The following is a 24097-nucleotide window of genomic DNA, read 5'->3' on the forward strand; positions in this document are numbered from 1 at the left end:
ATGCGGAACGCATCCGACGACCCTTGGACGTGGCGCCGGGAGCCCCGGCGAGGCCCTTGCTTGGCGGCCGGCCTCACCGGATCTCCCTCGCGTACCGACGGGTCTTCATCCTGTTGCGAGGAGAGTGGTTCCCTTGACGCCTTCCGAAGGTATCCCAGTCGACCCCCGGAGCGGCAGCCGTGCTCTCACCTGGTTCACGGCCTGCGTCGGCCTGCTGGCGATCGTCGTCTCGGTCGTCTTAGCCGTAGGCGGCCATGCCGAGGCAGCCGTGGCGGTGGCCTCGGTGGGCGCGGCTGTCGCCGGCAGCGGTGGCATGCGGGTGACGGTCCACGTCCGTCGTTGACGACAGAGGGACAGGGCGCCCGGCGCCGTCGAGGTCGTCACCGGCGACATGCCGTGTCTCGTCGGCTCATCCACCGGGGCGCAGTGCCGGATGATCGGCCACGACGGTGCATGACCCCGGGGCGATCTCGGTGAAGCCGGCGTCCCGGACGAGGGGCAGGCCGCTCGTGGTCAGGCGGGGCCAGTCGGCGCGGGAGGCCGTGCGGACGGTCAGTGCGAAGCCGGCCTCCCGCCACGCGGTGCGGTCCGCGTCGGACAGTGCCCACCAGGCCAGCTGGGCACCGTGGCCCGCCTGGGCCATCGCCTTGCCGGCCGACATCTCCAGATCCGGGTTCAGCCACAGCACGGGCTGTCCCGGGCCGGTGGCGACGGGCGGCTCCGGGTCGTCCAGTTCCGTGCCCGACACCTGGAGCTTCGCCAGGTCCTTGGGCCAGCCGTCCAACGGGATCGGCGGGAAGACCCGGACCTCCGCGGACCTGCCGGTCACCGTGATCCCGGGCAGGGTCCCGGCGCGCCGCCACTCGGCGCCCCGGGCCCGCCGGACCACCTTCCGGATGCGGGCGTCCTCCCAGTTCCGGACGGCCTCGGCCCACTCGCCGTCGCCGTGTGCCCGGTCGTCGCCGAGCAGGACGAGCACGGCCCGGGCGGCCGTCTCCAGCGCGTCGGTGCGGGCGGGCGGCGCGCCGCGCTCGATCCGTACGACGAGCGGCAGGACGAACTGGGGGGCCTGGTCGCGGGAATCGCGCGGCGAGTCGGAGGGGTGGTCGGCACTGGGGGCGGATACGTGGCTCACGACAGCCCAGCCTACGAAGCCGTGAACGGGCGGATCAACGCGGATGCCCGGCCGCGGCCGTCCGGCACCGGCACGTGAGGGCCGCTGGTGCCGCGGGAGTGGCTGGGACAGCATGCGGCGCATGGACTGGATGCCCTTGCTCTCCACGCTGACAGGTGCTGCTATCGGCATCGTCGCCACCATGACCGCCGAGCGCAGCAGGTGGCGGCACGAGGAAGAACGACACGCCCTGGAGGTGCGGCGCGCCGTGTACACCGAGTACGCCTCCGCCCTCAAAGACGCGGGGGAAGAGATACGGGCTGTCGCCCTGGGCGATCACATGTCCGAGTCGGCGCGTGACGCGGCGGTGCGCGAAGCCTTCCGTGGCACCGGACTGCACACGGCCGGCGAGCAGCTCTGGCTCGTGGGCCCGCCGCTCGTCGTCGCGGCGGGGAACGAGGCGTTCCACAGCCTGCGTCGGATGCGCGACGCCTATGCCCGCGGGGTTGCGGTCGGTTCCGCCGAGGACAGGGCCCTCATCCGACAGCGCCGTACGGCCATGGCCGAGATGCGCCGCCGCATGCGTGAGGATCTGGGCATCGGACCCCTCGGGATCGAGTGAGACCGGCGCGGACGAGGGACGCCGTACCGAACAGGTCACGCCGAGCGCCCCGAGGACGTCCAGCCGGCGGCGGAGCACCGCGGCGAGGACGCGGTGGTCCTCGTCGCTCGTACCCTCGGCGCAGGACGGTCAGCGGTGTCCGCCGCTCTGGCCGATCAGCTCGGAGACCTTCACGAACCGGTAGCCGCGGCGGCGCAGTTCGGGTACGACCGTGCGGACGACCTGCTCGGTGGTCGGGGCGGCGCTGCGGGTGCAGTGCATGACGACCACCGAGCCCGGCTTCACCCCGTCGAGCACCTGCCGGGTCACCGCGTCGGCGTCCGTGGCGAAGGCGTCGCCGCTCACCACGTCCCACTGGACCGCGGTCACCCCGAGCCCGCTCAGCGCCCGCAGGGCCTGCTGGTCGTAACAGCCCCCGGGGAAGCGGAAGTACGGCATCGGGTGCGGCACGCCGGCCGTGCGCAGCGAGGTGTACGCCCGCTGGACGTCCGCCCGCATCCGGTCGGCGGCGACGGTCGGCAGGCCGTAGCAGTCGGCGGTGAACGCGTAGTGGCTCCAGGAGTGGTTGGCGACCTCGAACCGCGGGTCGGTGCCGAGGCCGCGGGCCTCGGCCGGGTACTGGTCCGCCCACCGGCCGGTCATGAAGACCGTCGCCGGCACCTTCAGCGCGCGCAGGGCGCTGATCAGGCCCGGGTTGTCGAAGTGCTCGCCGGATGCCGCGCGGGGTCCCTGGTCGGCGGTCATGTCGGCGTCGAAGGTCAACGCCACCGTCCTGCCCCGGGTGCGCGGGCCGTGCTGGAAGACCGGGGTCAGCCCGCCGGGACCCGGCGCGAGCACGGGCGGACGGGTGGCGGAGGGGGACGCGGAGACGGGGGAGGTGGTCGGGGCGGGGCGCTCGCCGCCCGCGGTGCCGCAGGCGGTGAGCGCGGCGCCCAGGGCAGCGCAGACGGCGGTGATACGACGGACATGTGGGATCACCGTACGAACGTAAGACGCAATGTCTGTTCGTACGGTGATATGACTCGTGACGAGGCGATATGGTCACCCGCGCGGCGGTGCGCGGCACTCCCCGCTCGGCCCCGCCGGGCCTCGGTGGCCCCGGGGAGTCCGGTGAGCCCCCGCCCGCCCTGGTCAGCCCCGGTGAGTCCGCGTCAGCCCGGGCCGGTCCGGGCCGGCCCCGGTCAGCCGGCGTCCGTCGAGGATCCGTCGAGCTCCCGTCGCTCCAGCGGGCTGACCGCGGGGCCCTCGATCACCGCGCCGTCCACGTCGAAGCGGGACCCGTGGCAGGGGCACTCCCAGGCGCGTTCGGCACGGTTGAAGGAGACCAGGCAGCCCATGTGGGTGCAGCGGGCCGACACGGCGTGCAAGGTGCCCTCCTCGTCGCGGTGCACGGCGACCCGTTCGCCGCCGGACCGGACCAGCGCGCCGTCGCCGGGGGCCAGCTCGTCCACCGAGGCCGGTGGTTTCAGCCGGTCGCCGACGAAGTGCCGGGCCACCTCCGCCTGCGTCTTCAGCAGCGACGGCGCCTCGCGTACCACCGACTTCAGCCGGCGCGGGTCGTACAGCTCCCGCCAGGCGCAGTCCCGGCCGGTGATCAGGGCGGTCAGCAACAGCCCGGACATGATGCCGCCGCTCAGGCCCCAGCCGCCGAAACCGGTGGCGACGTACGTGTGCCGGGCGCCCGGGTGGAAGGGGCCGACCAGCGGGACCGTGTCGGTGGACTCGTTGTCCTGCGTGGCCCAGGCATGGTCCAGGCTCACCCCGGGGAAGTGCGCCTCGGCCCAGCCGGCGAGCCGTGCGAAACCGGCCTCCGGATCACCGGTGCCGGGCGTGAAGTGCTCCCCGGTGACGACGAGCATCCGCTGCCCGTCCGGACCGTAGGGCGCCGTGCGCACCGAGCGGGTGTTCTCGTCGGGCGTGATGTACATGCCGTCCGGGTCGGGGCCGGGACCCAGCGGGCCGGCGACGACCAGCTCCCGGCGCGGGGACAACCGGCTGAACAGCAGGGCCCGGTCGAACACCGGGTAGTGGGTGGCGACCACGACGTCCCGGGCGGTCACGACGGCGCCCCCCTCGGTCGTCAGCCGGCACGGCTCACCCTCCGTCAGGCCGGTGACCCGTGTGTGCTCGTACACCTGGCCGCCGTGCGCGAGCAGGTCGGCGGTGATCGCCCGGAGGTACTTGACCGGGTGGAACTGCGCCTGTCCGCTCACCCGGACCGCGCCCGCCACCGGGAACGGCAGCCCGGTCTCCGTGGTGAACGTGGCCGGCAGCCCCGCCTCCCGGGCGGCCTCCGCCTCCGCGCGCACCTGGTCCGCCCGCGACGGGTCCCGGACATAGGTGTACGCGTCCCTGGTCTCCCACTCGCACTCGATGCCCAGCTCGGCCACCAGCGCCGCCGCGTGCTCGATCGCCTCGGTCTGCGAGCGGGCGTACAGCCGGGCTCCCGCGGCGCCCCGGGTACGCCGGAGCCGGTCGTAGACCAGGGTGTGCTGGGCGGTCAGCTTGGCGGTGGTGTGGCCGGTGACGCCGGCCGCGGCCCGCCCGGCCTCCAGCACCGCCACCCGCCGCCCGGCCCGGGCCAGCTCGTGTGCGGTGCTCAGCCCGGCGATACCCGCGCCGACGACGGCCACGTCGACGTCGAGGTCCCCGGTCAGGGCGGGGTGGGCCGGCCCGGGGGCGGTCCGCAGCCAGTACGAATCGGTGACCTTTCGCTGCTCGTGCATGCCCGCCGGGTACCCCGGCCCGCCCGGCTCACGTCTGCCTCAGCAACCGCTCCCGGCACTGCTCCACGTCGAACTCGCCCTGCGGATACCGGGGATCCAGCTCCCGCAGATGCTCCAGCAGCAGCCGGCCGATCGCCCAGTCGCGGTACCACCTGCGGTCCGCCGGGACCAGGTACCAGGGCGCGTAAGGCGCCGAGCAGCGCGCCAGGGCCAGTTCGTACGCCTCCTGGTAGGCGGGCCACAGGGCGCGTTCGTCGATGTCGGCGGGGTCGAACTTCCAGTGTTTGTCGGGTCGGTCCAGGCGGCGCAGCAGACGCCGCTTCTGCTCCTCGCGGGAGACGTGGAGGAAGCACTTGACGAGGGTGACGCCGTCCTCGGCGAGAGAGCGCTCGAAGTCGTGGATCAGGCCGTAGCGGCTGCCGATCTCGGCGGGCCGGGCGAGGTGCCGGACGCGGGCGATGAGCACGTCCTCATAGTGCGAGCGGTCGAAGACGCCGATCTCGCCGGGCTCGGGCAGCGCGCGCCGCACCCGCCACAGGAAGTCGTGCCGCCGTTCCTCCTCGGTGGGTGCCCTGAACGCCGTGATCCGGCATCCCGCCGGGTCCAGCCGGCCGATCACGTGCTTGACCGTGCCGCCCTTGCCGCTGGTGTCCATGCCCTGGAGCACCAGCAGCACCCGGCGGTGGTCCCCCGCCGTGCCCGACGCCCACAGCCGCTCCTGGAACCGGGCCAGGCGCCGGCCCGTCCGGGCGGTGTCGGCGAGCCCCGCCTGCTTGCCGTCCGGGGCGCCGGGGGTGGCCCGGGCGTCGTACCCGGCCAGGTCGACGCGCTCGCCCGGCGGAAGGCGCAGCAGGTCCCGGAGAGCCTCGTCCTTCTTCCTGGTCGGGTGCTTCGGCACAGGTGGTCGGTCCTTCCGTCCCGGGCGGAACCGTGGCCCTCCGGGGTGCGATGCGCGCGGCCCGGGGTGCGGTGCCGGCTGCCGGCGCGGGGCACGGACGCTGGGCCCTCTCGTTCGGATCATGCCGGGCTCGCGGGCCCTGGCACCGCGCCTCGCCGCATTGTCGTCGGTTGCCATGGCTCCGCCATGGCGCCCTCCTCCGCCGTGCGATGCACGGCACCAGGACCCGCTCCCTGATCCGGCCCGATCCGAACGAAAGACCCTAGCCGGTGCGGGGCCCGCCGTCGGTGTGCAGTCCGCCGTCGGTGTGGGACACGGGCGTCGGCGGCGCCGTCTCCATGATCTGCTGCGGGACTTGCTGCGGTGCCGTCTCCGGGATCCGCTGCGCGGGCTCGGGCCGTCCGGCCCGCTCCAGGAAGTGCAGCAGCTCCACCGGGATGGGCAGCACCAGCGTGGAGTTCTTCTCGGCCGCCACCGCCATCACCGTCTGGAGCAGCCGCAACTGGAGCGCGGTCGGCGTCCCGGCCATCTGCTGGGCGGCCTCGGCGAGCTTCCGCGAGGCCTGGAGCTCGGCGTCGGCGTTGATGATCCGCGCCCGGCGCTCGCGGTCCGCCTCCGCCTGGCGGGCCATGGACCGCTTCATCGTGTCCGGCAGGGAGACGTCCTTGATCTCGACCCGGTCGACCTGGACACCCCAGCCCACGGCCGGGCTGTCGATCATCAGCTCCAGGCCCTGGTTGAGCTTCTCGCGGTCGGCGAGCAGGTCGTCCAGCTCACTCTTGCCGATGATCGACCGCAGGGAGGTCTGCGCCATCTGCGACACCGCGAACTTGTAGTCCTCGACCTTCACCAGGGCGCTCACCGCGTCGATCACCCGGAAATAGACCACCGCGTCCACCCGGACGGTGACGTTGTCCCGGGTGATGCCCTCCTGGGCCGGGACCGGCAGCGTCACGATCTGCATGTTGACCTTCTGCAGCCGGTCCACGAAGGGGATGATCAGGTTCAGGCCCGGCGCCCGAACGCCCTCGGCCACCCGGCCGAGCCGGAAGAGCACACCCCGCTCGTACTGTTTGACCACCCGCGCTGCCATCGCCAGAAAGACCAGTGCGGCGGCACATGCCGCCACCACGGCCACCACAAGCACCTCGACCATGGTGACTCTCCTCGCCCAGAGGTCGGGTTTGTCTGCTGTTGCCACCATAGGCCCGTAAGGCCGGGATGCCGAGAGGTTCCGGCGTCCCGGCCCCACGGGCCGGCCCCTCACGCCGCCGTGACCAGCTTCACCGGCTCCGTGCCGGCCGCGCTGTGCCGTGCGGCCCAGTTCTCCAGGGCCGTGCGGCAGGCGTGGTCCAGGTGGTGCAGCCCGGACAGGTCGAGCCGGACCGGGCGGTCCTGGGGGAGCGACTCCAGGGTGTCCAGGATCTTCGGCAGCCGCAGGAAGGTCGCATTGCCCGACAGGTGCCCCTCGACGGGGCCCGCGCCCTCGTCCGTGACCTCCAGCCGGATGTGCGAGGCCTCCCAGGCGGTCTTCACCACCGCCAGGGCGAGACCGATGAGCACGCCCTCGAACATGCTGACCGTCACGATGGAGACGGCCGTGACGGCGAGGACCAGCGCTTCCCCGCGATGCTCGCGCCACAGCCCGGCCAGCGCCCGGACGGGGATCAGCTTGGCGCCCGCGTGGACGAGGATGCCCGCGAGGGCCGGGACGGGGATGTGGGCGAGCACGCCCGGCAGCAGCGCCGCGAACAGCAGCAGCCAGACGCCGTGCAGCACCCGGGAGGCCTTCGTGCGGGCCCCGGCCTGCACGTTGGCCGCGCTGCGCACGATCACCGCGGTCATCGGCAGCGCGCCGAGGAGACCGCACACCGCGTTGCCCGCGCCCTGGGCGAGGAGTTCCCGGTTGTACTGGGTGCGCGGCCCGGAGTGCAGCCGGTCCACGGCCGCCGCGCTGAACAGCGACTCGGCGGACGCGATGAGGGTGAAGGCGACGACCGTGCCCAGCAGCCCCACACCGGCCAGTTCGCCGAACGCGCTCAGCGGCGGCGGCTGGACCGAGCCGAGCAGGCCCCGCACCTCCACGGTGGCCACGGGCAGGTTCAGTGCCAGTGCGGCCAGTGTGGCGAGCCCGACCGCGGCGAGGGCGCCGGGCACCGCGCGCAGCTTCGCGGGGGTGTGCTTCCACAGCAGCAGCACCGCGACGGTGCCCGCGCACACCGCGAGGGAGGCCAGCGCTCCGCTGTCGCCGAGGGCGTCCAGGAACGCGCCGGGCAGCCCGGTTATCTTGCTCAGGCCGGAGCCGGGGGCCTTCGCCGCCACCGCCGGATACAGCTGCCCGGCGATGATCACCAGGCCGATCCCGGCCAGCATGCCCTCGACGACGGAGACCGAGATGGCCCGGAAGTAGCGGCCGAGGCGCAGCAGGCCCATGGCCATCTGGAGCAGTCCTGCGGTGAGCACGATCACGCCGAGCACCGGCAGCCCGAACTCCGTGACCGCATCGAGGACGAGCACGGTCATGCCGGCCGCCGGGCCCGACACCTGAAGGCTGCTGCCGCGCATCAGCCCGGTGACGAGGCCGCCCACGATGCCGGTGACCAGGCCGAGTTCGGCCGGGACACCCGAAGCGACGGCCACGCCCACGCACAGCGGCAACGCGACCAGGAAGACGACGAGCGAGGCGGCGAAGTCCTGCCGCAGGTGCGGGGGCCGGGAGACGTGGGACAGGCGGGATATGAGGGTGCGCTTGTCGGTCATCGGCGCGCTCACAGGGCCTCGAAGGTGTCGGTCTGCGGGCGGTGGGTCCGTACGGCGCCGGTGTGCACCTCGTAGTACCAGGCGTGCAGGCCGAGCCGGCCCTCCGCCAGCTTCCGCTCGACGCAGGGGTACGAGCGCAGCCGCAGCAGCTGGGTCAGGACGTGGCTCTGCACGCCCTCCGCGACCTCCGGGTCCTCGGCCGCGCCGGCCGGGCGCGGGGTGGCTTGCGCCAGCCAGTCGCGCACGGCCGGTACGGCGGTCAGGTCGTCGCCGCGCACCAGGGCGCCGACGGCCCCGCAGTGGGAGTGGCCGCAGACCACGATGTCGCGGACGCCGAGCACCTCCACGGCGTACTCGATGGTGGCGGCCTCGCTGGTGGGGTGCGCGGAGGCGTGCGGCGGAACGATGTTGCCCGCGGTGCGCAGCTCGAACAGCTCGCCGGGGCGGGCGCCCGTGATCAGGGCGGGGACGACCCGGGAATCGGAGCAGGTGATGAAGAGCACCTGCGGGGACTGGCCTTCGGCGAGCTTGGCGAACTCCTCAGGGCGCTGTCCGAAGGTACGGGCGTTGTCGATGAGGGGCTGCATGTATGGGGTCCTCCTGGCGCGCCTGCCTGGCGCGTCGGGCTCGAACAACGGTTGTGGGGGTCGAGAGGGGAGCGGGTGGGCCCGGCTCTCAGCAGCGGAAGACCTGGAGGGCTGCCGGGGTGTGCGCTCTGGAGGCTCCGCGTGCGTGGCGGTGCCGGCCGCCGGAGGGGTCGTGCGGGGCCGTGCCGGCCGCCCGGCCGGATATGAGGGGGTCCTCCTGCGCCCAGGCGGAGGCGGAGCCGCGATGGCGGTCACGCACGCGCGGGACGCCGGTGGGCTGCGGGCGGTCCGGGGCGCGGACCGCGTCCGTGCCGTCGTACGCCGGTGGTACGGAGAGGTGGGTTCCGGTCTCGGTCTTGGCCAGTGCCTGACCGGCCGTGTGCGCGGATGCGAAGGTTCCGGCGGGGGTGAAGAGCTGGAACGCGAACAGTGTGACGCCGAGGAGGGTGAGCAGGGTCCGGGCCGTCGCACCTCGTGACATGAGCCCCCCTCCGCTCCGTCCGCGTCTCTTGTCCAGACCAAGTACTGGTCAATGGACGGTCAAGAAACACGTTAACCCTGCAAAGGCCTTTGCAGGGTCAACAGCGCGTTACGCGCCCAAGAGAGCGTGAAAACCGTGGGTGGCGTGGCGTGAACCCGCCCTTGCCCCCGGCCGCCCGACCGCTCCCGGACGGCCGGGGAGGGTGTGCCGGCTAGCCGCCGACCAGTCCCTTCGCGTCCCGGGCCAGCGCGGTGAGCCGGGATATCGCCCGGAAGTACTTCTTGCGGTAGCCGCCGTTCAGCATCTCCTCGCTGAACAGCCTGTCGAACGGCACCCCCGAGGCGAGCACCGGGACCTCACGGTCGTAGAGCCGGTCGGCGAGCACCACCAGGCGCAGCGCCGTCGACTGGTCCGGCACGGGCCGCACGCCGGTCAGGCACACCGCCCGGACCCCGTCGGTCAGCGCGCCATACCGGCTCGAGTGCACCCGCGCGAGGTGCTCCAGCAGGCCGGTGAAGTCGTCCAGCGAGGCACCCTCGGTGGCGAAGGCCGTCTTCCTGACCTCCTCGTCGGAGAACGGTGCCGGCGCCTCGGGCAGGCCGCGGTGGCGGTAGTCCTCGCCGTCGATGCGCAGGGCGCGGAAGTGGGCCGACAGGCCCTGGATCTCCCGCAGGAAGTCGGCGGCGGCGAACCGCCCCTCGCCCAGCTTGCCGGGCAGCGTGTTGGAGGTGGCGGCGAGCGCGACCCCCGCCTCGACCAGCTTGCCGAGCAGCGTCGAGACGAGGACCGTGTCGCCGGGGTCGTCCAGTTCGAACTCGTCGATGCACAGCAGGCTGTGTCCGGACAGCGTCTGCACGGTCTGCTGGAAACCCAGGGCGCCGACCAGGTTCGTCAGCTCCACGAAGGTGCCGAAGGCCTTGCGGGAGGCGTCGGCCGGAGCGGCGTGCCACAGCGAGGCGAGCAGATGGGTCTTGCCGACACCGTAGCCGCCGTCCAGGTACACCCCGCGCGGGCCCGCCGGGGCCTTGGGCGCCTTGGGCCGGCCGAAGCCGAACAGGCCGCGCCGGCCGGTACCGCCGGCGGGCGCGCCGCCGAGTCCGGCCGCGAAGCCTTCCAGGACCTGGACGGCCTCGGTCTGGCTGGGCTGCCCGGGATCCGGGATGTACGTGGCGAAGCGGACCGAGTCGAAGCGCGGGGGCGGCACCATCTCCGCGACCAGACGGTCGGCGGGAACGCGCGGCTCACGGGCGCACAGGGACACGGGGCCCGCGTCCGGCACAGGGCTGGATCCGGGGGCGGTGGAGGAGGACGACACAGTTCTTCATGCTAAGCGCCGTGCCACACTGCACGACATGCGACGCCTGTTCCCTGTGACCGACGAAACAGCAGCCCAGGCCCCCGGCGCCCCCGCGGCGGCCGTGGACCGCGAGTGGAGCCTCGCCGAGCTGGCCGCCGCGTACGCCTACCCCGAGCCCGGACCGGGCGCCCGGCGGCCCTGGCTGCGGGCCAACATGGTCTCCTCCCTCGACGGCGCCGCCCAGCACGAGGGCCGCTCCCAGCCCATCTCCAGCGCCACCGACATGCGCGTCTTCGGCACACTGCGGGCGCTCGCGGACGTCGTCCTGGTGGGCGCGGAGACGGTACGGCAGGAGGGGTACCGCCCGGCACGGGTGCGCGCGGAGTTCGCCGGGGCCCGCGCGGCGGCCGGGCAGGACCCGGTCCCGGCGATCGCGATCGTCAGCGCGAGCCTGGAGCTGGACTTCACGCTCCCGCTGTTCACCTCCCCCCTGGTGCCCACGCTGGTCCTGACCGGGGCCGCGGCGGCCCCCGACCGTGTCGCCGCCGCGGAGAAGGCCGGCGCCCGGGTGCTGGTCGCCGGCGACGGCACGGGCGTCGAGCCCGCGCGCGCGGTGCGGGCCCTCGCCGACCTCGGTCACACCCGGCTGCTGACCGAGGGCGGCCCCCGGCTCCTGGGCCAGCTGATCGCCGCCGAGGTGCTGGACGAGCTGTGCCTGACCGTGTCGCCCACGCTCACCGCGGGGGACGCGCAGCGCATCGCCGGGGGGCCGGCGGTCACCGTTCCACACCGGTTCGCCCTCGCGTCCCTGCTGGAGGAGGACGGGTTTCTGTTCGGTCGGTACCGTCGGCCCTGACGTCGACCCCCGGACGCCGACCCCCTGGCATTGACGGAATCTGCTGTTCCGATTGGCTCGGCGGGCAGACTTTGTCGGCAGTACCCGTGCGATCACGGGGAAGGATGGTTTCCGCAGGGGCCCTGCCGGGCCCCGCAGGACAGCGGGCCCCGCGGGCCCTCGCAGGAGAAGAGGCGCCTGGTGTTCACAAGCGTTCTGATGATCGAGAAGGCCCTGACGTCCGCCGACGTGGAGTTCGTCACCACCTTGCACGGAGACGAGCCCGTCTCCTTCCACGTGCTGCTCCAGCCGCGCGGTGACCAGGCGGACCGTCTGCTGCGGGCCGTCGACGACATCGCGCTCGGCGAACTCGACGAGGCGGTGCGCGAGGGAGAGACCCCCGAGGGACAGGACGCGAGGAGCGTCGGGCAGCAGGCCCTCGACGTGTCGCTCCAGGCCCTGCGCTCGGCGGGCAGCACGGCGGAGGGGCGGCTGGTCGAGAACCATCCGCTGGACGCGCTGAAGGGGGCCGTGGCCGAGGTGAACGCCGACGAGGTGATCGTGCTGACCGATCCGCACTACGTCGAGGAGTTCTTCCACCGGGACTGGGCCTCCCGGGCCCGGCACAAGGTGGGCGTGCCGGTGCTGAAGCTGTTCTCGCACAGCAAGGCGTAGACGGAGCGGGGGAGGACCGGTCGCCTCGCTGCGCGGCCCCCGGTGCTTCAGCGCATAGGCTAGGCCTGCTCTGGCTCGTACCGTCTCTGGGGAGAAACGCATGGCATCCGGCCTTCCTACCGCCATGGACCGACCGCACTTCATCGGCATCGGCGGCGCCGGAATGTCGGGTATCGCCAAGATCCTCGCGCAGCGCGGGGCGCGGGTGGCCGGCAGCGACGCCAAGGACTCGGCGACCGCGCAGGCGCTGCGGGCGCTCGGTGTCACCGTGCACATCGGACACGCCGCCGGGCACCTGGCGGACGACGCGAGCTGCGTCGTCGTGTCGTCGGCGATCCGCACGGACAACCCGGAGCTGGCCCGCGCCGCCGAGCTGGGCATCCCGGTGGTGCACCGCTCCGACGCGCTCGCCGCGCTGATGCGGGGGCTGCGCCCGATCGCCGTGGCCGGTACCCACGGCAAGACGACCACCACCTCGATGCTGGCGGTCTCCCTGACCGAGCTGGGCCTGCGGCCGTCGTACGCCATCGGCGGCGACCTGGACGCCCCCGGCTCCAACGCGCTGCACGGCGAGGGGGACATCTTCGTCGCCGAGGCCGACGAGTCGGACCGCAGCTTCCACAAGTACGCCCCCGAGGTCGCCATCGTCCTCAACGTCGAGCTGGACCACCACGCCAACTACGCGTCCATCGACGAGATCTACGAGTCGTTCGAGACGTTCGTGGACCGTGTCACCGACGGCGGCACCCTGATCGTGTCCGCCGACCACGAGGGCGCCCGCGAGCTGACCCGGCGCGTCCGGGAGCGCGCGGTGCGGATCGTCACCTACGGGGAGGCCCAGGACGCCGACGTACGCGTCCTGAGGATCGTCCCGCAGGGGCTGAGGAGCGAGGTCACCGCGGTGCTGGACGGTCAGGAGCTGACCTTCGCCGTCTCCGTGCCGGGCCGGCACTACGCGCTCAACGCCGTCGCCGCGCTCGCCGCCGGCGCCGCCCTCGGCATCCCGGCCGTGGAGCTGGCGCCCGCGCTCGCCGCCTACACCGGAGTCAAGCGCCGCCTCCAGCTCAAGGGCGAGGCGGCCGGCGTCCAGGTGATCGACTCCTATGCCCACCACCCCACCGAGATGACCGCGGACCTGGAGGCCATGCGCGCCGCCGCCGGTGACGCCCGCATCCTCGTCGTCTTCCAGCCGCACCTCTTCTCCCGCACCCAGGAACTGGGCAAGGAGATGGGACAGGCGCTGGGCCTCGCCGACGCCTCGGTGGTCCTGGACATCTACCCGGCCCGGGAGGACCCGATCCCCGGCGTCACCAGCGAGCTGATCATCGAGGCCGCGCGCGTCGCCGGCGCCGACGTGACCGCCGTGTCCGACAAGGCGGAGATCCCCGCGGTGATCGCGGGAATGGCGAAGCCCGGTGATCTCGTTCTCACCATGGGCGCGGGTGATGTGACGGACCTGGGCCCGCTGATCCTGGACCGCCTGTCACAGTGAGAAGGGGCTGAGAACTGATGTCGTACGACGTCGAGAAGCCGGACGAGCAGTGGCGCGCGGAGCTGAACCCGGCCGAGTACGCCGTCCTGCGCCAGGCCGGCACCGAGCCGGCCTTCACCGGTGAGTACACGGACACCAGCACCAAGGGCGTGTACTCCTGCCGGGCCTGCGGTGCCGAGCTGTTCACCTCCGAGACCAAGTTCGCCTCGCACTGCGGCTGGCCGTCCTTCTACGACCCGAAGGACACCGACGCCGTGGAACTGGTCCAGGACCGCTCCCACGGCATGGTCCGCACCGAGGTGCGGTGCGCCCGCTGTGGTTCCCACCTCGGGCACGTCTTCGAGGGCGAGGGGTATCCGACCCCGACCGACCAGCGGTACTGCATCAACTCCATCTCCCTGCGGCTGAGCCCCGACGAGGACTGAGGCGGCCGACGTGCCCGCGCGGCCGGGACGGTCCGGCCGCGCGGCCCGGCCGTACCGCCGCCCGCCGCCGCCGAACCGCGGTGACGCGGCGGTCTAGACTCGCTGCCCAACGGCCTGCGCAGAGTGAAAGTGACGGAAGCGGGCGGAAACCGGCGAAACCGAGGGGTGTCCGGCGTTTTGATACGGATAGACTCAGTCACGAAGCGATATCCGGACGGCACGGTCGCGGTCGACCGGCTGTCGCTGGAGATACCCGACCGCGCGATCACCGTCCTCGTCGGACCCTCGGGCTGCGGCAAGACGACGACCCTGCGGATGATCAACCGGATGGTGGAGCCCAGCGAGGGCAGCATCCTCCTCGACGGCCAGGACATCCGGCGGCAGCCGGTCAACACCCTGCGCCGGTCCATGGGTTACGTCATCCAGAACGCCGGCCTCTTCCAGCACCGCACCATCCTCGACAACATCGCCACCGTGCCCCGCCTGCTCGGCTGGAGCAAGCAGAAGGCCCGCGCCCGGGCCGCCGAGCTGATGGAGCGGGTCGGACTCGACTCCGCGCTGGCCAAGCGGTACCCGTACCAGCTCTCCGGCGGCCAGCAGCAGCGCGTCGGCGTTGCCCGCGCGCTCGCCGCCGACCCGCCGGTGCTGCTGATGGACGAACCGTTCTCCGCCGTCGACCCCATCGTCCGCAAAGGCCTTCAGGACGAACTCCTGCGTATACAGGAGGAATTGGCCAAGACCATCGTCTTCGTCACCCATGACATCGACGAGGCGATCAAACTGGGTACGAAGGTCGCCGTGCTGCGCACCGGTGGCCGGCTCGCCCAGTTCGCTCCGCCGGCCGAACTGCTCAGCGCGCCCGCGGACTCCTTCGTGGAGGACTTCCTCGGCGCCGACCGGGGCATCCGCCGGCTGTCCTTCTTCCCGTCCGCCGGGCTCCGGCTGGAGACCGACCCCGTCGTCCCGATCGACGCGGACGCCGAGCGGCTGGCCTCCCGGGCCACGGCCGAATGGCTCCTCGTCACCGATGCCGACGGCAGGCCGCTCGGCTGGAGCGAGCCGGACCGGCTGACCGCCGGGTCCGTCGACCGGGACCGGCTCCTGCCGTACGGGCGGCCGTTCGTGCCCGGCACCGACTCACTGCGCACCGCGCTCGACGGGGCCGTGCTCTCGCCGACCGGATGGGCGGTCGCGGTGGACGGCGAGGGACACGCCGTCGGCGTCGTCTCCCAGCAGGTCATCGGCGAGGCGATCCGCGCCGCCCACGACCGCGCGGCGGAGCGGGCCGAGGTGAACGCCGGGTGATGAGCGGCTTCTTCGACCTCCCGAGCGACCTCCAGCACAGCTATCTCGGCCTCGTCGGGCTGCACCTGCGCGAGGCCCTGCTGCCGGTGCTGGCCGGACTGCTCGTCTCGCTGCCCGTGGCCCAGCTGTGCGTACGGTTCCGCTGGATGTACCCGCCCGTCCTCGGCATCACCACCGTCCTCTACGCCATCCCGTCGCTGGCCTTCTTCGTCGTGCTCATCGACTACTTCGGGCAGAGCGAGACGACCGTGATGATCCCGCTCGCCCTCTACAGCCTGGTCGTGCTGGTCCCGGCGATCGTCGACGGTGTCCGCTCGGTGCCCCCGGAGACCCTGGCCGCCGCCCAGGCCATGGGTTTCGGAGCCGTACGGCGCTACGTGCAGATCCAGTTGCCCATCGCCGTACCCGCGATCATCGCCGGCCTCAGGGTGGCGACCGTCTCCAGCATCTCCCTGGTCAGCGTCGGCATGCTCATCGGCAACCAGGGCGCCCTCGGCAACATGCTCTACGACGCCCAGACCTACCACCGCCCCGCCCTCGCCGTGAACTCGGTGGTGACCATCGCGGTGCTGGGCATCCTCGCCGACGGCCTGCTGGTCCTTCTCCGCCTTCTCCTCACCCCCTGGATGCCGCGGAAGGGTGCCACCCGGTGAACGTCCTGGACTTCGCGCGCTCCTTCTTCAGCGACAGCGCCCACTGGCACGGCTACGACGGCATCCCCACCCGGTTCGCCGAGCACCTCAGGTACTCGCTGGAAGCGCTCCTGATCGCCGCCGCGATCGGACTGCCCGTCGGCCTGCTCACCGGCCACACCGGGCGCGGCGGCAACGCGCTCGCCCTCCTCGCCACCGCCGGCCGCGCCCTGCCCAGCTTCGGCCTGCTGGTGCTGATGTTCCTGTGGATCGGCTTCGGCCTGCTGCCCGTGATGATCCCGCTGGTGGTGCTCGCCGTACCGCCGATCCTGGTCACCGCCTACGAGGCGGTCCGCTCGGTCGACCCGTCCCCGGTGGACGCGGCCCGCGGCATGGGGATGTCCGAGACCCGTGTGCTGCTCCAGGTCGAGCTGCCGGTCGCGCTCCCGCTGGTCCTGAGCGGACTGCGCACGGCGGCCATCCAGATCGTCTCCACCGCCACCATCGCCGCGTACGTCAGCCTCGGTGGCCTCGGCCGGTACATCATCGACGGCCTCTACCAGAGGAACTACGACAAGGTCGTCGGCGGCGCCACCCTGGTCGCCGGGCTGGCCCTGGCGACCCTCGGCCTGTTCTGGGCGGCGGCCCGGCTCACGGTGTCCCCCGGCGTACGCCGGAGCGGCTGAGGGCCCCGCTGCGGGTCGCGCCCCCGCCGTCACCCCGTGTCACCCGATGTCCACCGGGGAGCCGGGGCGGCCCGGGGGCGTCGGCGACCCCGCGCGGGCACGGACGCGCACACAACGGGCCACAGATCGAGGCCAATCGGTGATCGAAGGCACTTGACTGACCGAGAACCGGGTGGATTGGATCGACGGGTGACTTACACGACCCACTTCAGCAGGTCCATCCGGAGGAACCGAGGCGCGGCGGTGGTCGCCCTCGCGGCGGCGACGGCTCTGCTGGCGGGCTGTTCCTCCAAGGACGACAAGGGCGGCAACCCCCTCACGGACGACAAGGCCGGCGGCGACAGCGTCGTCGTCGGCTCCAACAACTTCCCCGAGAGCACCCTGCTCGCCGACATCTACGGCGAGGCCCTCAGGGCCAAGGGCTTCAGCATCACCTACAAGCCGAACATCGGCAGCCGCGAGACCACCTACGGGCTGCTCAAGAACGGCGCCGTGACCGTGCTGCCCGAGTACAACGGCGCGCTGCTGGCCTACCTCGACCAGAAGGCCGCGCCGAAGACGGCCGAAGAGACCACGGCCGCCATCAAGGGCAAGCTGGACCCGAAGCTGACGCTGCTGAACCCGGCGCCGGCCCAGAACAAGGACTCGGTGACGGTCAACGCGGCCACCGCCCGGAAGTACCACCTCACCGGGAAGTCCTCCGTCGCCGACCTGAAGGACATCGCCGGGGACCTGGTCATCGGCGGCTCGCCGGAGTTCCAGACCCGGCAGCAGGGCCTGGTGGGCCTGAAGTCCGTATACGGCCTGGAGTTCGATTCCTTCAAGGCGCTGGACGCGGGCGGCCCGCTCACACTGGCGGCGCTGAAGAAGAACGCGGTGCAGGTCGCGGACCTCTTCACCACCGACCCGAACATCTCCAAGGAGAAGTTCGTCGTCCTTCAGGACCCGAAGAACCTCTTCGGCTTCGAGAACGTCCAGCCGCTCGTCCACAAGGACACCCTGCCGCAGAAGGGCGTCGACGCGCTCAACGCGGTCTCGGCCAAGCTGGACACCGCGACCCTGCTGGATCTGGACACCCAGACGCAGGTGCAGAAGAAGGACCCGCTGGACGTCGCCAAGGCCTGGCTGAAGTCCGCCGGTCTCGCCTGAGGCGTCACCGCCGGCCACGGCCGTGGCCGGCGGTGACGCGGGGGCTCCGGAGCTCCGGAGCCCCCGCGTCACCACCCTCCCGCGTCCGCCGGTCATCGTCGTCCCCGCCCTCGCCGTCCTGGTCCTCCTCCTCGAAGAGGTCACGGCTGTCGTCCACGACTTCCGCGGCCACCATGCGCCCACCACCCCCGCGGCGAGGCCCGCCGCGCCCATGGCCACGGCCGTCCCCACACCCGGTCCGGAGGGGTGGCCGAAGCCGTGGCCGTACGCCGCACGGCTGTCGTAGGCGCCGCGGTGCCCGGTGAGCCGGTGGATCCAGCCGCTGACCTCCGCCTGCCGGTCGAGGGCGGGGGCGTCCTCGTGACGCACGGTGAACTCGCTTTCACGGCACGGAAGTTCCCGGGTCACCTGTTCGGGGGACCTCCCGCCGCGTCGTGGCCCGGCGCCTGACGGACCTCAGGTCGTGCCTTCCGCGCCCTCCGGTGCCGGCGCCCGTCCCGCCGTCCTCGCCTGCCTGCGGCGGGCGCGGCGGCTGACGCGTGGCTGCTGGTCGGGGAGCCAGCCGAAGGCCAGACAGCTGCCGGTGGCGCCGAGGAGGAGGCCGAGGAAGAAGCCGCCCAGGTTGGAGGTGAGCCAGGTGCCCAGCGAGAGCAGAATGCCGGTGATGGAGTAGAAGAGCCGCTGCGAGGGGTTGAAGAGGATCAGCAGGCCCAGCAGCACCATGAGTCCCGGCAGCAGATAGCCCGCCAGGCCCTGCATGCCGATGTGCAGCACGACCTTCAGTGAGGCCTTCTCGGTGAGCAGGATCTCGCCGCCGCCCAGGGCGAGCAGCAGTCCGCCCCAGAACGGCCGGCGGGCCCGCCACCTGCGGAAGGCGGGCCTCGGTCCCAGACGCGGACGGTCCGGCACTGCGATCAGCAACCCGAGTCGCTGAAGCTCAGCTTCAGACCCGGCAGCCGGAACACGCCCGCGGTGGTCGCGTAGTTGGTCTGCCGCAGGTGGGCGATCCGCACGGTGTCGGCCTGTTGGCTGAAGACCCCGATCGGGCCCTTCACGCCCGCCTTGGTCAGCGTGCTGGCGTCATTGCCGATCTCGATGTTGTCGAACGAGGCGTCACCCGACAGCTCGGTGGAGTCGGTGGTCAGGTCGCGCGCGCTGACCTTCTCCTTCCCGCCGCCCGCCTTGATCAGCAGGTTGGTGCCGCCGAGGTCGACGCTCTGGCACAGCTTGGTCAGCGTGGCGTTCTTGATCGCGGAGGTGATGACGAGTACCTGGCCGCCGCTGTCGCCGGCGTTGGGGCTGCCGTCCGCCATGTTGTCGAGCGAGCCGAACTGTTCGAAGCCGGTGCCGTTCAGCTCGGTCGCGGTGACCGTGAACGGCATGCCGGAGATCGCGAACTGCACACCGAGCGCACCCTCTGCGGTGAGGATGGCGAGGCCGGCGGCGATCAGCGTGGCGGGTACGGCCATCACCGCCGCCCGGCGGGCCCGGACGCGGCCCCGCCGTTCGTCGCCGGTGGCGGTGCCGGCGGCGTTCGTGGTGTCGGAGGGTGAACCGCTTGCTGGATTCTCGGGGGTGTTGCCGGCGGACGGAACGTCCGGGGACGAGGCCATAACTGCTCCCATGGGCATGGATCAATGCGGTGTGGGCTTCAGTGGCGCGGTGTCCTGGCGCGGACAAGGGGGCAACCGCGTACGCCTCCTCGCGGCTCCCGGTGGGCGCAAGGGCTTACTGGTTACGCGGCAGTAGCCTTTCGAGGAAGTTACCGCCGGTTACATTGAAGGGTCAAGGGAGATGTGGAAAAAGGGTGCCGGATGTGCGCGGACGGCCTCCGCCTGGCACAACTCGGCCCCCACACCTTGACGTTGACGGATTGTCAGGTCTACAACTTCCCCTGTTTCCACGGATCCGTGGCGCCGGATCCAGCGAGCGGCACCAGCCGCGTCCCGGCGCGGTGTCCGCCGCGTCCGCCTCGCGGACCGGCCGGGTTCCCGCCCCTGTCACGGCAACCGATCCACTCACAGCGCGGCTCCGTCACGGCCGTTCCCCCTGTGGTCCCGTGCCGGCCGCCCCCTTCGCCGGCGCGGCCGGAGGTCTTCCCCCGAGGCCTCCGGCCGCGTCCGGTCCGCCGCCGTCGCCGGTCCGTCGCGTACGGAGAAGGCGCAACGGCCCTGCGCCGGCGGCACCCCAGCACCGCCCCACCCCCCACCTCACCTCAGCTGTCCCCCCACTCAGGAAGAGAGGCACCCGCATGCGCAAGCGCTCCCTCCTCGCCCTCGCCGGCACCGCCACCGCACTCGCCCTCGCGGCGGCCGCCCCGGCCTCCGCGGCCGGCGCGGTCCTCACCACCGGCAGCGCCGGCGGCACCGCGGTCGCGGTCGGCGACACCCTCACGGCACCCCTGGCCTCCGGCACGGCGGCCACCTTCTACTCCAGCGCGACCGGCACCAGCGGCGTCAAGTGCACGGGGTCCCAGTTCACCGCCAAGGTCACCGGCAACCCGACCGCCCCCGGCACGGCCACCGAGTCCGTCACCGCGCACACCTTCGACAGCTCGACCTGCACCAGCAACGTCACCGGCGTGCTCGGGGTCAACGGCATCACCATCGACAACCTGCCCTACGCGGCGACGGTCGCCTCGGACGGCACCCTCGCCGTCACGCCCCCGAGCGGCTCCGTCATCCAGGCCACGGTCAAGCTGCGCACCCTGCTGGGCAGCGTCACCTGCGTCTACCGGGCGCCCGGCCTGACCGGCAAGGCCGACAACGCCGACAGCAGCATCACCTTCACCGGCCAGCAGTTCACCAAGTACTCCGGTTCGTCGCTCTGCTTCGCCAACGGCTTCTTCACGGCGAAGTACGCGCCCGTCACCGACGCGGGCGCCCGGGTCTACGTCAACTAGGCCCTCTCGTTCGGATCATGCCGGGCTCGCGGGCCCTGGCACCGCGCCTCGCCGCGTTGTCGTCGGTTGCCATGGCTCCGCCATGGCGCCCTCCTCCGCCTTGCGACGCACGGCACCAGGACCCGCTCCCTGATCCGGCCCGATCCGAACGAAAGACCCTGGCCCGACGCAGCACCCCGTCAGCGTCGCCGCAGCCGCAGCGCGAGGGCGGCGCCCCCGGTGAGCGACAACACCGCGGCGGCGCCGCCCGCCAGCAGCGGCGCCGAGACCCCCGAGCCGGCGCGGGTGGCGTCCACCACCGGCGCCCCGTCACCCGCGGCGGTCCCGGGACGCCCGTCCGCCCGCCCGTGCACGGCGGTCGGGCTCGCCGCCGGTGAACCGGCCGTCCGCGCGGGCCGCGGGCGCGACGACGCCGGAGCCGCCGCCGGTGTCGTGCCCGTGGCCGCGCCGGCGGCTTTCGCGCGCCCAGGGAACACCACGTCGGAACACGAGTAGTACGTGTCCGGCGTGCTGCTGTTCTGCCAGACCGTGTACAGGACCTGACGTCCCGTCCGGTCCGCCGGCAGCGTCGCGCCGATGTGGTAGGCGCCGTCGCGCAGCGGCGGGTCGGTGACCTCCGCGAAGGGCCGTTCCGGCAGGTCGGACCAGGCCAGCGGCTTCGCGGGGTCGTAGCCCGGCCGGGTCAGATACAACCGGAACGTTCCCGTGTGCGCGATGGTCGAGGCGTACGTCAGTGTCATCCGGGCCCCCGGCGTCAGCCGTGTCGCCGGCCAGTCCGGCCGGGCCAGGTCCAGCCCCCGGTACGCCGGCAGGTTGCCGCTGCACAGCCGGCCGTCCGGAATCACCCGCCGGTCACGGCCCCCCACTCCCGCCACCCGCAGGTTGTCCCACGCGGTGAACGGCGCGCCGTTCGCCGCGACCGCGGCCCGGCAGGCCGCCGACCGGGTGGCGGTGCCACCCTCGGGGGAGCACGCGTAGACCCGGCTGACCGGATCCGTGGGGGCGCCGTGCGCCCGCGCCGGCCCCGCCGCCCACGGCAGGAGCAGGAGCGGCGCCGCGGCGGCGGCCACCCTGACACTCAGGCGGGCGGTCATCCGAGTCATGGGGACGTCTCCTCGGCAGGCGCGGGAATCGGGGGGCTGCGGCGTCCAGTACGGCGCCGGCGCCCACCCCGTTCACCCGGGACCGCGGACGGGGCAGGGGGGCGTGAAAGCACCGACCGGTCCGGCTGTTTCGCGCCTGCTCCGAGATCTCGTTGAGGAGCCCGTCACCGGCCTCGTATGGTGGCGATCACCGGGGCGGCAGCCACTGTCCCGTCGCCGCCGACAGCGCCGGCGCGGAGGGGGAGGAACCCGTTCTGGTCTCGCTCCCGCACGGCCGGAAGGACCCCGTCCGACGCGGCCGGCGGGCCGGTGACACGTGTCCCGCCCGCAGCCGGGACGCCGGACTTCCGTTGCCGCTCGGTGAGTTATCGTATGCAAGGGGTTAAAACAAACCGCATGTCCTGTTCGTTCGCAGCGCGAGGAGGGGTCCCACGATGGCAAGGCAGTTACGCGCCGAGCAAACCCGGGCAACCATCATCACGGCCGCCGCCGACCTGTTCGACCGACAGGGTTACGAGACCACCAGCCTGAGCGACATCGTCGCACACGCGAAGGTCACCAAGGGCGCCCTGTACTTCCACTTCGCCGCCAAGGAGGACCTGGCGCACGCGATCCTGGAACTCCAGGCCAGGGCCGCACAACGGGTCGTGGCCGACGTCGAGAGCCGCGGCTGCTCCTCCCTGGAGTCCCTGATGCGCACCACGTTCGGCATCGCCCGGCTCGCCGTGGAGGACCCGGTGCCGCGCGCCGGACTCCGCCTCGCCACCGCGGACGTGGCCGTACGGCCGCCGCTGCGGCATCCGTTCACCGAGTGGCTGGAGTACGCCACCCGCAAGTTCGGCGGAGCCGTGCGGGAGGCCGACGTACACGGCGAACTCGACGTCGGCGCCGTCGCGCACTCACTCGTCTGCTTCTTCATCGGCACCCGGGTCGCCGGCCGCTCCCTCGAACCCGTCGGACGGCTTCCGCGCCGGGTCGCCGAGATGTGGCACCTGATGATCCGGGGCCTCGTCCCCGTGCACCGCCGCCCCCGCTACGTCACCCTCGCCACCCAGCTGGAGCGGGAGATCAGAGCCGCCTGACCCGGGCGGTACGGTGACGGACATGCCCGACACCCCCTTCGCACCCGTGATCCTCGGCGACGAGCCCGGCTCGTTCCCGCACAGTGTGCTGGCCGAGCGGCACCCCGCGATCATCCGGCAGGTACGGGACGCCTTCCCGTACGGCCCCGCGCAGCACACGGCGCTGGACGAACTGCTGAGGAACTGCACCGGGGGCACGGTCGGACCGCTGCCCGCCGACGCCCCGGACCGGGACCGCTGGCACACCTGGGGCCTGCCCGGCCGCATCGGCCGGTCCTGGTACGACGTGCCGTGGCTGTGGTCCGAGAGCTACTTCTACCGCCGGCTGCTCGACGCCGTCGGCTACGTCGGCCCGGGTGCCTGGCAGGGCATCGACCCCTTCCGCCCGTTCAAGCGCGCCGAACTCGACGCCCCCGCGACGGACCGGGAACTGGCCGCCCTGGACGGCCTGCGGGACCTGCCCGAGGAGGAACGGGCACGCGCCCTGCTGCACGGCTCACTGTGGGGCAACCGCGCGGACCTCGGATTCCGGCTCTCCGCCGCGGACACCGAAACCCGGCGGCCGGTCCCCGCCCTGGTCGCCGACGACAGCGAGACCCTGTGGTCGCTGCTGCCGCCCGCCGGCACCGGCACGCTCGTGCTGGTCGCGGACAACGCCGGCCGTGAACTCCTCCCCGACCTCCTGCTGATCGCCCACCTCCTCGCCGAGGGCCGGGCCGCGCGGGCCGTCCTGCACGTCAAGCCGTACCCCTACTACGTCTCCGACGCCACCACCGCCGACGTGGTCGACGCCCTCCACCGGCTGCGTACGGCCCCCGGCGCGGCGGGCGAGTACGGGCGCGTGCTCTGGTCCGCCATGGCCGACGGCCGCCTCACCGTCCGCGCCCACCCCTTCTCCTGCGCCCCGCTGCCCTACGCCGACATGCCGGACGACCTGCGCGCCGAGTTCGCGGCGGCCACGCTGACCGTCGTCAAGGGCGACCTCAACTACCGCCGTCTGGTGGGCGACCGCCTCTGGCCGCCCACCACGCCCTTCCGGGAGACGACCGCGTACTTTCCCGGCCCGGTCGCCGCGCTGCGCACCCTCAAGTCCGAGGTGATCACCGGCCTGTCCGCCGCGACCGAGGCCGCGCTGGTGGCCGCCGAGGGGCAGCGCTGGCGGACGAGCGGGACGCACGCGCTCATCCAGGTCGACCCGTCGGGCGGCGCACGACGGCGGTGACGTGACGCCGTCGGCGCCGCGCGGGTCCGGCCCGGGCCCGCGGGACGAACCGGCGCGGGAAATCCCGCGTTTCCCGGGTGGTTCACGCGATGGTGTGATCATGT

At 72.8% G+C, this 24097-nt stretch carries 26 protein-coding genes; 13 read left to right on the forward strand and 13 right to left on the reverse strand.

The features are described 5' to 3' along the window. The first annotated feature begins 133 nt into the window (after window positions 1-133). Complete coding sequence (locus tag ACF1BE_RS09835; protein ID WP_392198465.1) at window positions 134-343, forward strand: hypothetical protein; 210 nt, start codon at window positions 134-136, stop codon at window positions 341-343. Between the two features lie 66 nt (window positions 344-409). On the opposite strand, the gene ACF1BE_RS09840 is transcribed toward ACF1BE_RS09835, so the two are convergent. After that, window positions 410-1135, reverse strand: coding sequence for a peptidyl-tRNA hydrolase (locus tag ACF1BE_RS09840; RefSeq protein WP_392198466.1), 726 nt, complete (start codon window positions 1133-1135; stop codon window positions 410-412). A 121-nt stretch (window positions 1136-1256) separates the two neighbouring features. Between ACF1BE_RS09840 and ACF1BE_RS09845 the strand changes: the two genes are divergently transcribed. After that, on the forward strand, window positions 1257-1736 hold the full coding sequence (locus ACF1BE_RS09845; RefSeq protein WP_392198467.1) for a hypothetical protein: 480 nt from the start codon (window positions 1257-1259) through the stop codon (window positions 1734-1736). A 129-nt stretch (window positions 1737-1865) separates the two neighbouring features. On the opposite strand, the gene ACF1BE_RS09850 is transcribed toward ACF1BE_RS09845, so the two are convergent. From ACF1BE_RS09850 to zapE, 8 genes are all read right to left on the reverse strand, one after another. Further along, complete coding sequence (locus ACF1BE_RS09850) at window positions 1866-2714, reverse strand: polysaccharide deacetylase family protein (RefSeq protein WP_392198468.1); 849 nt, start codon at window positions 2712-2714, stop codon at window positions 1866-1868. A gap of 203 nt (window positions 2715-2917) precedes the next feature. Next, the gene (locus tag ACF1BE_RS09855) at window positions 2918-4462 is read right to left on the reverse strand and encodes an FAD-dependent oxidoreductase (protein ID WP_392198469.1); all 1545 of its coding nucleotides are present in this window, start codon (window positions 4460-4462) and stop codon (window positions 2918-2920) included. A gap of 28 nt (window positions 4463-4490) precedes the next feature. Beyond that, window positions 4491-5360, reverse strand: a complete 870-nt coding sequence (locus ACF1BE_RS09860; protein ID WP_392198470.1) for a PPK2 family polyphosphate kinase — start codon at window positions 5358-5360, stop codon at window positions 4491-4493. Window positions 5361-5622: 262 nt separating this feature from the next. Then, complete coding sequence (locus ACF1BE_RS09865; RefSeq protein ID WP_392198471.1) at window positions 5623-6516, reverse strand: slipin family protein; 894 nt, start codon at window positions 6514-6516, stop codon at window positions 5623-5625. Window positions 6517-6623: 107 nt separating this feature from the next. Then, on the reverse strand, window positions 6624-8120 hold the full coding sequence (locus tag ACF1BE_RS09870; RefSeq protein ID WP_392198472.1) for a SulP family inorganic anion transporter: 1497 nt from the start codon (window positions 8118-8120) through the stop codon (window positions 6624-6626). Between the two features lie 8 nt (window positions 8121-8128). Next, window positions 8129-8707, reverse strand: coding sequence for a carbonic anhydrase (locus ACF1BE_RS09875; protein ID WP_392198473.1), 579 nt, complete (start codon window positions 8705-8707; stop codon window positions 8129-8131). A gap of 88 nt (window positions 8708-8795) precedes the next feature. Further along, window positions 8796-9188, reverse strand: coding sequence for a hypothetical protein (locus ACF1BE_RS09880; RefSeq protein ID WP_392198474.1), 393 nt, complete (start codon window positions 9186-9188; stop codon window positions 8796-8798). A gap of 211 nt (window positions 9189-9399) precedes the next feature. Next, window positions 9400-10503: a cell division protein ZapE gene (gene zapE, locus ACF1BE_RS09885; RefSeq protein WP_392198475.1), complete on the reverse strand. Its 1104-nt coding sequence runs from the start codon at window positions 10501-10503 to the stop codon at window positions 9400-9402. A gap of 37 nt (window positions 10504-10540) precedes the next feature. On the opposite strand from zapE, the gene ACF1BE_RS09890 reads away from it, so the two are divergent. From ACF1BE_RS09890 to ACF1BE_RS09925, 8 genes are all read left to right on the forward strand, one after another. Beyond that, window positions 10541-11341 (forward strand): pyrimidine reductase family protein, encoded by an 801-nt coding sequence (locus tag ACF1BE_RS09890; RefSeq protein ID WP_392198476.1) that lies wholly within the window; start codon window positions 10541-10543, stop codon window positions 11339-11341. A 180-nt stretch (window positions 11342-11521) separates the two neighbouring features. Beyond that, on the forward strand, window positions 11522-11995 hold the full coding sequence (locus tag ACF1BE_RS09895) for an indole-3-glycerol phosphate synthase (RefSeq protein WP_392198477.1): 474 nt from the start codon (window positions 11522-11524) through the stop codon (window positions 11993-11995). Between the two features lie 100 nt (window positions 11996-12095). Then, a complete protein-coding gene (gene murC, locus ACF1BE_RS09900; protein ID WP_392198478.1) occupies window positions 12096-13487 on the forward strand; it encodes a UDP-N-acetylmuramate--L-alanine ligase in 1392 nt (463 codons plus the stop codon). Window positions 13488-13504: 17 nt separating this feature from the next. Further along, complete coding sequence (gene msrB, locus ACF1BE_RS09905; RefSeq protein WP_392198479.1) at window positions 13505-13912, forward strand: peptide-methionine (R)-S-oxide reductase MsrB; 408 nt, start codon at window positions 13505-13507, stop codon at window positions 13910-13912. Between the two features lie 177 nt (window positions 13913-14089). Further along, complete coding sequence (locus ACF1BE_RS09910) at window positions 14090-15217, forward strand: ABC transporter ATP-binding protein (protein WP_392198480.1); 1128 nt, start codon at window positions 14090-14092, stop codon at window positions 15215-15217. Then, entirely contained in the window at window positions 15217-15870 is a 654-nt protein-coding gene (locus ACF1BE_RS09915; RefSeq protein WP_392198481.1) for an ABC transporter permease, read from the forward strand. Before ACF1BE_RS09910 ends, ACF1BE_RS09915 begins: the two co-directional genes overlap by 1 nt. Beyond that, on the forward strand, window positions 15867-16535 hold the full coding sequence (locus ACF1BE_RS09920) for an ABC transporter permease (RefSeq protein ID WP_392198482.1): 669 nt from the start codon (window positions 15867-15869) through the stop codon (window positions 16533-16535). Before ACF1BE_RS09915 ends, ACF1BE_RS09920 begins: the two co-directional genes overlap by 4 nt. A gap of 189 nt (window positions 16536-16724) precedes the next feature. Next, window positions 16725-17684, forward strand: coding sequence for an ABC transporter substrate-binding protein (locus ACF1BE_RS09925; protein ID WP_392198483.1), 960 nt, complete (start codon window positions 16725-16727; stop codon window positions 17682-17684). A gap of 4 nt (window positions 17685-17688) precedes the next feature. Here ACF1BE_RS09925 and ACF1BE_RS09930 read toward each other — a convergent pair whose 3' ends face one another. The 3 genes from ACF1BE_RS09930 to ACF1BE_RS09940 form a co-directional block, all read right to left on the reverse strand. Continuing rightward, window positions 17689-17859 (reverse strand): hypothetical protein, encoded by a 171-nt coding sequence (locus ACF1BE_RS09930; RefSeq protein ID WP_392198484.1) that lies wholly within the window; start codon window positions 17857-17859, stop codon window positions 17689-17691. Window positions 17860-18140: 281 nt separating this feature from the next. Further along, window positions 18141-18605, reverse strand: a complete 465-nt coding sequence (locus ACF1BE_RS09935) for a DUF6114 domain-containing protein (RefSeq protein WP_392198485.1) — start codon at window positions 18603-18605, stop codon at window positions 18141-18143. Continuing rightward, the gene (locus ACF1BE_RS09940) at window positions 18599-19297 is read right to left on the reverse strand and encodes a DUF6230 family protein (protein ID WP_392198486.1); all 699 of its coding nucleotides are present in this window, start codon (window positions 19295-19297) and stop codon (window positions 18599-18601) included. Before ACF1BE_RS09940 ends, ACF1BE_RS09935 begins: the two co-directional genes overlap by 7 nt. Before the next feature lie 638 nt (window positions 19298-19935). On the opposite strand from ACF1BE_RS09940, the gene ACF1BE_RS09945 reads away from it, so the two are divergent. Then, window positions 19936-20586, forward strand: a complete 651-nt coding sequence (locus ACF1BE_RS09945) for a Tat pathway signal sequence domain protein (RefSeq protein WP_392198487.1) — start codon at window positions 19936-19938, stop codon at window positions 20584-20586. Between the two features lie 179 nt (window positions 20587-20765). Here the strand turns inward: ACF1BE_RS09945 and ACF1BE_RS09950 are convergent, their stop codons facing one another. Further along, a complete protein-coding gene (locus ACF1BE_RS09950) occupies window positions 20766-21689 on the reverse strand; it encodes a lytic polysaccharide monooxygenase (RefSeq protein WP_392198488.1) in 924 nt (307 codons plus the stop codon). Between the two features lie 434 nt (window positions 21690-22123). Here ACF1BE_RS09950 and ACF1BE_RS09955 point away from each other — a divergent pair, with 434 nt between their 5' ends. Both ACF1BE_RS09955 and ACF1BE_RS09960 read left to right on the forward strand, forming a co-directional pair. Then, window positions 22124-22771, forward strand: coding sequence for a ScbR family autoregulator-binding transcription factor (locus tag ACF1BE_RS09955; protein WP_392198489.1), 648 nt, complete (start codon window positions 22124-22126; stop codon window positions 22769-22771). A gap of 22 nt (window positions 22772-22793) precedes the next feature. Next, window positions 22794-23993, forward strand: coding sequence for a damage-control phosphatase ARMT1 family protein (locus ACF1BE_RS09960; protein ID WP_392198490.1), 1200 nt, complete (start codon window positions 22794-22796; stop codon window positions 23991-23993). Window positions 23994-24097: the final 104 nt, after the last annotated feature.

The organism is Streptomyces sp. NPDC014991 (genome assembly GCF_043080665.1).
Classification (GTDB): Bacteria; Actinomycetota; Actinomycetes; order Streptomycetales; family Streptomycetaceae; genus Streptomyces.

Bases quoted from the DNA above. Each gene is read 5' to 3' on its own strand.
- ACF1BE_RS09845 (WP_392198467.1), top strand. From the start codon at position 1,257: ATGGACTGGATGCCCTTGCTCTCCACGCTGACAGGTGCTGCTATCGGC.
- ACF1BE_RS09855 (WP_392198469.1), bottom strand. From the start codon at position 4,462: ATGCACGAGCAGCGAAAGGTCACCGATTCGTACTGGCTGCGGACCGCC.
- ACF1BE_RS09865 (WP_392198471.1), bottom strand. From the start codon at position 6,516: ATGGTCGAGGTGCTTGTGGTGGCCGTGGTGGCGGCATGTGCCGCCGCA.
- ACF1BE_RS09870 (WP_392198472.1), bottom strand. From the start codon at position 8,120: ATGACCGACAAGCGCACCCTCATATCCCGCCTGTCCCACGTCTCCCGG.
- ACF1BE_RS09875 (WP_392198473.1), bottom strand. From the start codon at position 8,707: ATGCAGCCCCTCATCGACAACGCCCGTACCTTCGGACAGCGCCCTGAG.
- ACF1BE_RS09880 (WP_392198474.1), bottom strand. From the start codon at position 9,188: ATGTCACGAGGTGCGACGGCCCGGACCCTGCTCACCCTCCTCGGCGTC.
- ACF1BE_RS09890 (WP_392198476.1), top strand. From the start codon at position 10,541: ATGCGACGCCTGTTCCCTGTGACCGACGAAACAGCAGCCCAGGCCCCC.
- murC (WP_392198478.1), top strand. From the start codon at position 12,096: ATGGCATCCGGCCTTCCTACCGCCATGGACCGACCGCACTTCATCGGC.
- msrB (WP_392198479.1), top strand. From the start codon at position 13,505: ATGTCGTACGACGTCGAGAAGCCGGACGAGCAGTGGCGCGCGGAGCTG.
- ACF1BE_RS09915 (WP_392198481.1), top strand. From the start codon at position 15,217: ATGAGCGGCTTCTTCGACCTCCCGAGCGACCTCCAGCACAGCTATCTC.
- ACF1BE_RS09930 (WP_392198484.1), bottom strand. From the start codon at position 17,859: ATGGTGGCCGCGGAAGTCGTGGACGACAGCCGTGACCTCTTCGAGGAG.
- ACF1BE_RS09940 (WP_392198486.1), bottom strand. From the start codon at position 19,297: ATGGCCTCGTCCCCGGACGTTCCGTCCGCCGGCAACACCCCCGAGAAT.
- ACF1BE_RS09945 (WP_392198487.1), top strand. From the start codon at position 19,936: ATGCGCAAGCGCTCCCTCCTCGCCCTCGCCGGCACCGCCACCGCACTC.
- ACF1BE_RS09950 (WP_392198488.1), bottom strand. From the start codon at position 21,689: ATGACTCGGATGACCGCCCGCCTGAGTGTCAGGGTGGCCGCCGCCGCG.
- ACF1BE_RS09955 (WP_392198489.1), top strand. From the start codon at position 22,124: ATGGCAAGGCAGTTACGCGCCGAGCAAACCCGGGCAACCATCATCACG.
- ACF1BE_RS09960 (WP_392198490.1), top strand. From the start codon at position 22,794: ATGCCCGACACCCCCTTCGCACCCGTGATCCTCGGCGACGAGCCCGGC.